We start from the raw sequence: 7,666 nt of genomic DNA, 5'->3' as shown, positions 1-7,666 counted from the left end.
GCCATCGGCACGATTTCGGCATCATTGGTGCCGCGCTTGACCACCATGTTGACCTTGAGCGGCGCCAAGCCGACCTTCTGCGCCACCTCAATGCCCTTGAGCACATCGGCCACCGGAAAGTCCACATCGTTCATGCGGCGGAATGTGGCGTCATCCAGGCCGTCCAGGCTCACCGTCACCCGCTGCAAGCCGGCGTCCTTGAGCGACTGGGCCTTTTTGGCCAGCAGGGATGCATTGGTGGTAAGCGTGATGTCCAGCGGCTTGCCCTGCGGCGTCTGCAGCTTCGCCAGCATTTCGATCAGCACTTCCAGATGCTTGCGCAGCAAGGGTTCGCCGCCGGTCAAACGAATTTTTTCGACGCCGTGCGCCACGAAGACCTTTGCCAGCCGGGTAATTTCTTCGAAACTCAGCAGAGAAGTTTGCGGCAAAAAGGCATAGTCCTTGTCGAACACCTCACGCGGCATGCAATAGCTGCAGCGGAAATTGCAACGGTCCGTCACGCTGATGCGCAGATCCCGCAGCGGCCGGCCCAGCGTGTCGCTCAAGAGCCCCGTCGGTGCCGTCAGCCGGGCAGGAATGTGCGGTACGCGGCTTGCGTAGCGAATATCTGCCAGCGGAATGATTTTTTCGGTCGTCATCGTGAGGGGCCTAAAGGGAGAATTTACTCCATTGGCCCGGCTGGAGCACTAAAACCACGCCTTATCCCCAAAGGTTGCGCATTAATGGCCTTGAGTACGGCGGCTCTTCAACAAGCGGGGGCCGTGGAGCCGGCTTTGCCGGGCCACAGGCGCTGTCCCTTGCAAGGGGAAAAGGGCTACACGAAGTGAGCCCGATAGGGGTATGCCATTTTCGGCTTTGCCGGGCCGCAGGCGCAGCGCCCCCTCGGGGGGCAGGGAWGTACACGAAGTGACGAGCGTGGGGGCTCTATCTATACACATCTGGCGCCGTCAACCTCCAGGCACACGCCGCTGATGAAATCCGCCTCGTCGCTGGCCAGGTAAAGCGCGGCGTTGGCGACGTCCAGCGCGGTTGAAAAGCGCCCCAGCGGGATGCTGGCGCGAAAACGCGCCTTGCGCTCCTCGTCCAGCGGGCCGCCGGCAAAATCGGCGGAAAGGCCCGTGTCGGGGTTAAAGACCGGGTTGATGCAGTTGACCCGGATGTTGTCGGGGCCGAGCTCGGCCGCCAGGGATTTGGAGGTCGTGATGACCGCGCCCTTGGAGCCGTTGTACCAGGTCAGGCCCGGTCGCGGGCGTACGCCGGCCGTTGACGCAATGTTGATGAAACTGCCCCCGCCCAGGCTGCGGAAGACCGGCGTGGCATGGATCGTGGCGAGGTAAATGCTTTTGACGTTGATGGCATAGCACTTGTCGAAGTCGTCTTCGCTGACGTCCAGCGCGGGCTGGTTGCGGTGCGTCCAACCGGCATTGCTGACCATCACGTCGAGCCGGCCATAACGTTGCACGGCGGCATCCACCAGGGCCTTGACCTCGGTGGATTTGGTCACGTCGGCGGCAAAGAAGGACGCGGTGCCACCGGCTTTGACGATGGCCGCCACGACTTTTTCACCCAAGGCGACGTTGATGTCGTTGACGATGACTTTCGCACCTTCGGCCGCGAGCCGCCGCGCGATGCCCTCACCGATACCGCCTCCCGACCCGGTCACGATGATGGATTTGTCTTTGACCCGCATGGTGTGCTCTTTCTCCTGAGGGGATTGCTGGTGGTGGGCAACTTCTGCTTGCCAGTGCTTGCTGCTGCTTATTGTTGCTGATCGCGCGGCGCGGGTTTTCCCTCTGTTTCTTTTCTATGGGCACCAGAAATGAAACATGAGGTTACATCTACAATGCAGCCCATAAAAGGGAGGGATGTCATGAACGATAAATTTTTCCGCAATGGTGCGGGAGCGGCCTTGTGCGCGCTGGCGCTTTTTGCCTCGACAGCGCAGGCGCAACAAACCAGCAAGAATCTGGCACCGGGATTCTCGGAGCGCCCGGCAGCTTCCAAGCTGGTCGTTGTGCCGGCGGATCTGGAGCTTTTTTCGATAGGTGCCGGCGGCGTGCAGGAGCCCAGGGCCGACTGGACCATGGCCGCGCAGAAAAACGTCAAGTCCGGCCTTGCGTCAAGCAAGCTCAAGCTGGGCTCTGACGTGATCGGGCTCGAAGAAAAAGACATGGACGAGCTCGCGGACATCAATTCGCTGCATGGAGCTGTCGCCCAATCCGTTTTCCTGCACCACATGATTGGCGGTGTACTCAAACTACCCACCAAGAACGACGCCTTGAACTGGTCACTCGGAGATGCCGTCAAACCGCTGAAGGACAAGACGGGAGCGGATTACGCGCTGTTCATCTGGATGCGCGATAGCTATGCCAGCAGTGAACGCAAAGCCGCGATGATCGCAATGGCTGTGCTGGGCGTAGGCATTGCAGGGGGGGCACAGATCGGCTATGCGTCGCTGGTGGACCTGAATAACGGGCGGATTGTCTGGTTCAATGACTTGCGCCGGGCTTCCGGAGACCTGAGGGAGGCCGAGCCCGCCAAGGAAACCATTGAGGCCCTTCTCAAGGGCTTTCCGGTCTCCAGATGACAGGCATGCCGGCTGGCGGGCGCCGCACTTTCCTGCGGTCGGCCTGCAAGCATTGCCTTGGGTTCGGCGCCTTGCTGCCAGGCCTGTCGGCCTTTGGCCAGGAGGCTCCAGTTACCGCTCCTGTCTCGCCTTTGCCCGCGGAGCGTTTTGCACGCCCTGCGCTGGAAACGGATGAGGGCGGCTTATGGGGAATGATGGACCGCGAGGAAACGCGCTTGCGGCGCAGTCCATTCGCCGTGCGCGATCCGCAGCTGAGTCAGTACCTGCAAGACCTGGTGTGCCGTCTTGCGGGTGATCACTGTCCGGATATTCGCGTGTATGTGGTGCGCACACCTCTCTTTAATGCCAGTATGGCCCCGAACGGCATGATGCAGGTCTGGACCGGCCTGCTGCTGCGCGCGGAAAACGAGGCCCAACTTGCCGCGGTGCTGGGACATGAAATTGGCCATTACCTTGAACGGCATACGCTGGAACGTCTGCGGGACCTGAGAAGCCGGGCGGCTTTCGCCCAGTTCATCGGCATGTTCGGCCTTGTTGGCGCCATTGGCCAATTGGGGGCGCTGGCGGGTGCCTTCGCTTTTTCCCGGGACCACGAAACGCGGGCCGACCGTTTGGGCATGCGCCTGATGACGCGGGCCGGGTATGACGGCAGGCAGGCTGCGCAAGTGTGGGACAACCTGCTGGGCGAACTCAAGATCACCGGTGGGGAAGACGTGGGTAAACGCAGCCCCATGATGGCGACGCATCCCCCGCTGGAAACACGTCGTGATGACCTGCTTCGCCTCGCGGGCGACGGCGGCGGTAAAACGGGTGCTGCGGAATATCAGCAGGTTATGTCCCGGCATCGCTTCGGCTGGCTGCAGGATGAAATCCGGCGTGGCCAGTTTGAAGAAAGCCTGGTGTTGTTCAACCGCTTGTTGTTGCGCAACCCCGCGGACGGTCAGGCGTTGTACGCGCGYGGTGAGGTGTATCGGCTGCGGGCGGGCAACGAAGATATTCAGRCGTCCCTGAATGACCTGACGCGCGTGACCGCTCTTGAGCAGCCCCCAGCCGAGGCCTTCAGGGCGCTGGGGCTGGTGCAGAAGCAGCGGACCGATGTCGCCTCGGCTGTACAGGCCTTTGAAAAATACCTCACCGCCGCGCCCGAGGCGGCGGATGCGGGCCTTATTAAAAATTACATTGCGGAACTTAAACCATGAAAAAAATCCTGACCATTCTGGCGCTCGTTTTCCTGTCGGGCTGCATGTCCATCACCAAGGTGGAGGGCGAGCAACTGGTGAATAACCGGCTGGCTGTCAAGGTAACCGACGCCTGGAACAAAGTATCTCCCCCCGGCACGCAGCAGCCTTTTGACATGTGGACACAGGAGGGGCTCACTCTTGACCACCTGCGGCTGTGGGCTGCCATCAAGCCGGGTCAGGCTCTGCTGGTCAAGCCTGCAGGCAGCGTGCCGGCCGGGCAAAAAGCCGCCCGTGTTCCAACCTATCAGGCGGGCATGCCGCTTGATCAATTGGTCAATCTTTTTGAAATCATGTATTCGGCCGACGGCTCCATCGTCAATATGACCAAGGTTGAGCCTTCGGTATTTGCGGGCGAGAAAGGCGCGCGATTTGAATTCACCGTGACAAGAAAAGGCGATGACGTTCAGCTCAACGGTGTCGGCTGGCTCAGCCAGCGAAAGGGCGAATTGTTTGCCGCTACTTTTCTGGCGCCCAAGCTTTCATTCTTCCCGAGACTTTTGCCGAAAGCCGAAAGCGTTGTGAATACGGCGCAAATCAAGGGGTAACTGCCGGGTGTCCCTGCCGGGCTGTTCTGGTGGGGGCGGCGCTGGGCTGGGACGCCGGTCTGATTTGGCTAGCCGTGGCGCACCGCCACCGTCTTCAGTGTCGTGAAGCCGTATAGCGCCTCAAATCCTTTTTCCCGGCCATAGCCTGAGGATTTCACGCCGCCAAACGGCAGCTCCACACCGCCGCCGGCGCCGTAGTTGTTGATGAACACCTGGCCGCTTTTGACGCGTTTGGCCATGCGGAACTGCCGTGCGCCGTCACGCGTCCAGATACCGGCAACCAGCCCGAACTGCGTTGCGTTGGCCAGCTCGGCAGCGTGGTCTTCGTCCTTGAAGCTCATGGCACACAGCACCGGGCCGAACACTTCGTCCTGCGCCAGCCGGTGCGTTGCGGGCACGTCCCGCAGCAGGGTCGGGGCCTGGTAAAACCCCGTGTCAGGCGCTTCGTCGACGATCTGTCCTTGCGCCACCATGGGAATGTTGRCAACCTGTGCATCACTTAAAAAATCCCACACGCGCTGCTGCTGGCTTTGCCGTATCAGCGGTCCCACGTCCAGGTCCATGGCCGCCGGGCCGACGCGCAGGTTTTCGAAGGCCTGGCCCAGCCGCTCCAGCAAAGGCTCATACACGGACTGCTCTACCAGCAGGCGCGAGCCTGCCGAGCAGGTTTGCCCGGCGTTTTGCACGATGGCGTTGATGATGGCGGGTATGGCGGCATCCAGGTCGGCATCGGCGAACACGATCTGCGGGCTTTTGCCGCCCAGCTCCAGCGTGACGGGGCAATGGCGCTCGGCCGCGACCTGCTGGATCAACGTACCCACCGTGGGGCTGCCGGTAAAGCTGATGTGGTCTATGCCCTTGTGGCGGGCCAGGGCGTCACCCACCTCGTGACCGTAACCCGTCACGATGTTGATGGCGCCCGCCGGAAAGCCCACTTCGGCCGCGAGTTGCGCCACACGGATCAATGACAGGCAGGCGTCTTCGGCGGGCTTGACCACGCAGACGTTCCCGGCCGCAAGTGCGCCGCCCACACTGCGGCCAAAAATCTGCATCGGGTAGTTCCAGGGGATGACGTGGCCGGTGACGCCGTGGGGCTCGCGCCAGGTCATCACGCTGTAGCCGTCCAGGTAGGGGATGGTGTCGCCGTGTAGTTTGTCGCAGGCGCCGGCGTAAAACTCGAAATAGCGTGCCAGGGCTACGGCGTCGGCGCGCGCCTGTTTGGTGGGCTTGCCGCAGTCGCGTTGCTCGATCATGGCCAGTTCCTCGGCATGGTCGGCCACTTTGGCGGAAAGGCGCATCAACAGGCGGCCACGCTCGGCGGCGCTGAAGCGGCTCCATACCAGGTCCAGGCATTCACGGGCACTTTTTACTGCGGTGTCGATATCGTGTGCGTTGCTGCGCTGTATCTCGTCAAACACCTGTCCGTCGGACGGATCGATGACCGGGATGGTTTTGCCGGAGGTGGAGGGAACGGATGCGTTGGCAATGTAATTGAGCTGCATGCACATGATTCTGCTTGAAACCGGTGCCATGCGGCCCTGGCGGAGGCCTGCGCGACGAGTGACGGATGGCGCAGTTGCGGCGGCGGGGAAGTGCCTCGCGAGGGCGACGGGACTAACAAGGTAACCGTTGCCAAAAGCGTGCGTTTTTCACATCGAGAGTGTTGCAGAGCCGACCAATTTACAAAACCTTTGCTGCGTGGGGAATTTGCTTTCTGTAGGATTGAGACTACATGCACACCTCGCCAATTCCTACAAATGGAATGGTGTTTAAAGCGCTTTGCGGCAGAACTGCCACGGCGCGCGACAGTGGCAGCAGAGGGCAACTGCAGGCCGCATTTTTGATGCACAAAGCGATGACAAACCCCAGCGAATGTTCCCCCAGCGCGGCGCCCGCCGACGACGCAGCCGAAGTCTCTCTTTTCGACCGGCTGAAAGCTTTTATGGCGCGCCTGCGCGACTGGCTGTCGATCCAGACCGTTGTCATGAAGCTGGCTGCGCTGCTGGTGGTGTTGATGATTCCAGCAAGCGCCTGGTACGCCTGGTCAACACTGGCCCGCCAGGAAAAAATGGCTCGGGAGGTCAAGGCGATGGCGGCAGGTCAGGGCGCCGAAGCGCCGTGGACTTACAACAGCGCCTTGCCTGTGGTTTTCGGCAGCGGCTCGGTGCTGGGTTTCCTCGAAGCCCATCCGGTCGCGCGTGTCACCATCATTTACCGCCCCATCCTCTGGACCGTCTCCGAGCGCTTTGTACTGATCGAGTCAGAAGGCCGCCAATACGCCTATTACCCGTCAGACATGGAGACCAAGATTCTGGCCGACAAAGCCGTGACCGCGCCCTGGGGCGGCAAGCTCAGCTTTGTGCCGCAAGCAGCGCTCGACAGCGCCAGCAAGGACATGTTGGCACGGCTGGAGCAACGCTTCGGCGATGCGCGCCCACAGTCCGAGCAGGACGCCTGGAAGGGAGGCGCCAGTGCACTGGTGTCGGCCACGCTGACGCTGGGACTCATCGCCTTCCTTTGGTACCAGACGGGCGGGCAGCGCAAGTCGCTCAAATTCCTTGCCCCGTCCCAGATCAGCGGCGGCCTGGAAGACCTGGTCGGGATGGACGACATCAAGGCCGAGGTTGCGCAAATCCGCGACCAGTACGAGCGCCGCCTCGAATACGCCGCTTATGGCGTGAACAAGCCTTTCAACGTGATGTTCAGCGGCCCCGCGGGAACGGGCAAGACCAAGCTGGCCAGCTACCTGGCCAAAGAGCTGAACCTGCCGATTCTTTTCCATTCAGCTGCCAACCTTGAAACCGGCTATGTGGCCGGCGGCTCCAACACCCTGTCGCGCATCCTTGCCCTGGCCAAGCGGCGCAAACGCTGCATTGTGTTTCTGGATGAAGCACAAGACCTGTTCATGCGGCGCGGCGGCAACCGCAAATATGACGACGATACGCAGAACATGCTGCTGGCCATCCTGGACGGCGTGCGAACCAAATCCGACGCTGAAATCATCTGGATCGTGGCGTCCAATTTCAATTCAGCCAACCTGCAGATGGACGAGGCCATGCTGCGCCGCTTCCAGATGAAGGTCGACTTCCGCATGCCCAACCAGCAGGAGCGCCTGGCCATCACCGGCCACTACCTGCGCCAGCGCGCCGACAAGGTGCTGCCGGACCTGGACCTGCGGCATTTTGTGGAGCTCACGGAGGGCTGCAGCCCTGCGGACCTCGAAACCATGGTCAACCAGGCCGGCATCCTCGCGGTGCAGTCGGGCCAGATGATAGGTGCGCACACCCTGATGC

General features: G+C 61.4%; 7 protein-coding genes. 4 read left to right on the top strand and 3 right to left on the bottom strand.

Annotated elements, in window-relative coordinates; genetic code table 11:
- A partial coding sequence (locus AC1D0Z_RS13565) for a GTP 3',8-cyclase MoaA (protein WP_477658754.1) occupies positions 1–638 on the bottom strand: 638 nt, incomplete at its 3' end.
- A gap of 290 nt (positions 639–928) precedes the next feature.
- Entirely contained in the window at positions 929–1,690 is a 762-nt protein-coding gene (locus tag AC1D0Z_RS13560) for an SDR family oxidoreductase (protein WP_477658753.1), read from the bottom strand.
- Positions 1,691–1,870: 180 nt separating this feature from the next.
- Here AC1D0Z_RS13560 and AC1D0Z_RS13555 point away from each other — a divergent pair, with 180 nt between their 5' ends.
- The 3 genes from AC1D0Z_RS13555 (at position 1,871) to AC1D0Z_RS13545 (ending at position 4,373) form a co-directional block, all read left to right on the top strand.
- The gene (locus AC1D0Z_RS13555) at positions 1,871–2,587 is read left to right on the top strand and encodes a hypothetical protein (protein WP_477658752.1); all 717 of its coding nucleotides are present in this window, start codon (positions 1,871–1,873) and stop codon (positions 2,585–2,587) included.
- A gap of 71 nt (positions 2,588–2,658) precedes the next feature.
- The gene (locus AC1D0Z_RS13550; RefSeq protein ID WP_477658751.1) at positions 2,659–3,786 is read left to right on the top strand and encodes a M48 family metalloprotease; all 1,128 of its coding nucleotides are present in this window, start codon (positions 2,659–2,661) and stop codon (positions 3,784–3,786) included.
- The gene (locus AC1D0Z_RS13545; protein ID WP_477658750.1) at positions 3,783–4,373 is read left to right on the top strand and encodes a hypothetical protein; all 591 of its coding nucleotides are present in this window, start codon (positions 3,783–3,785) and stop codon (positions 4,371–4,373) included. Before AC1D0Z_RS13550 ends, AC1D0Z_RS13545 begins: the two co-directional genes overlap by 4 nt.
- Before the next feature lie 68 nt (positions 4,374–4,441).
- Here the strand turns inward: AC1D0Z_RS13545 and AC1D0Z_RS13540 are convergent, their stop codons facing one another.
- Positions 4,442–5,875, bottom strand: a complete 1,434-nt coding sequence (locus AC1D0Z_RS13540; protein WP_477658749.1) for an aldehyde dehydrogenase family protein — start codon at positions 5,873–5,875, stop codon at positions 4,442–4,444.
- Between the two features lie 353 nt (positions 5,876–6,228).
- Between AC1D0Z_RS13540 and AC1D0Z_RS13535 the strand changes: the two genes are divergently transcribed.
- Positions 6,229–7,666 (top strand): ATP-binding protein (locus AC1D0Z_RS13535; RefSeq protein ID WP_477658748.1); only part of this gene is annotated, 1,438 nt, incomplete at its 3' end.

The sequence above is a fragment of the Polaromonas sp. P1_E3 genome (genome assembly GCF_056405935.1).
This window is presented reverse-complemented; position numbering and strand designations above follow the sequence as displayed.

Excerpts from the sequence above, each read along its gene's own strand:
- AC1D0Z_RS13560 (WP_477658753.1), bottom strand. The coding sequence starts at position 1,690 with ATGCGGGTCAAAGACAAATCCATCATCGTGACCGGGTCGGGAGGCGGT.
- AC1D0Z_RS13555 (WP_477658752.1), top strand. The coding sequence starts at position 1,871 with ATGAACGATAAATTTTTCCGCAATGGTGCGGGAGCGGCCTTGTGCGCG.
- AC1D0Z_RS13545 (WP_477658750.1), top strand. The coding sequence starts at position 3,783 with ATGAAAAAAATCCTGACCATTCTGGCGCTCGTTTTCCTGTCGGGCTGC.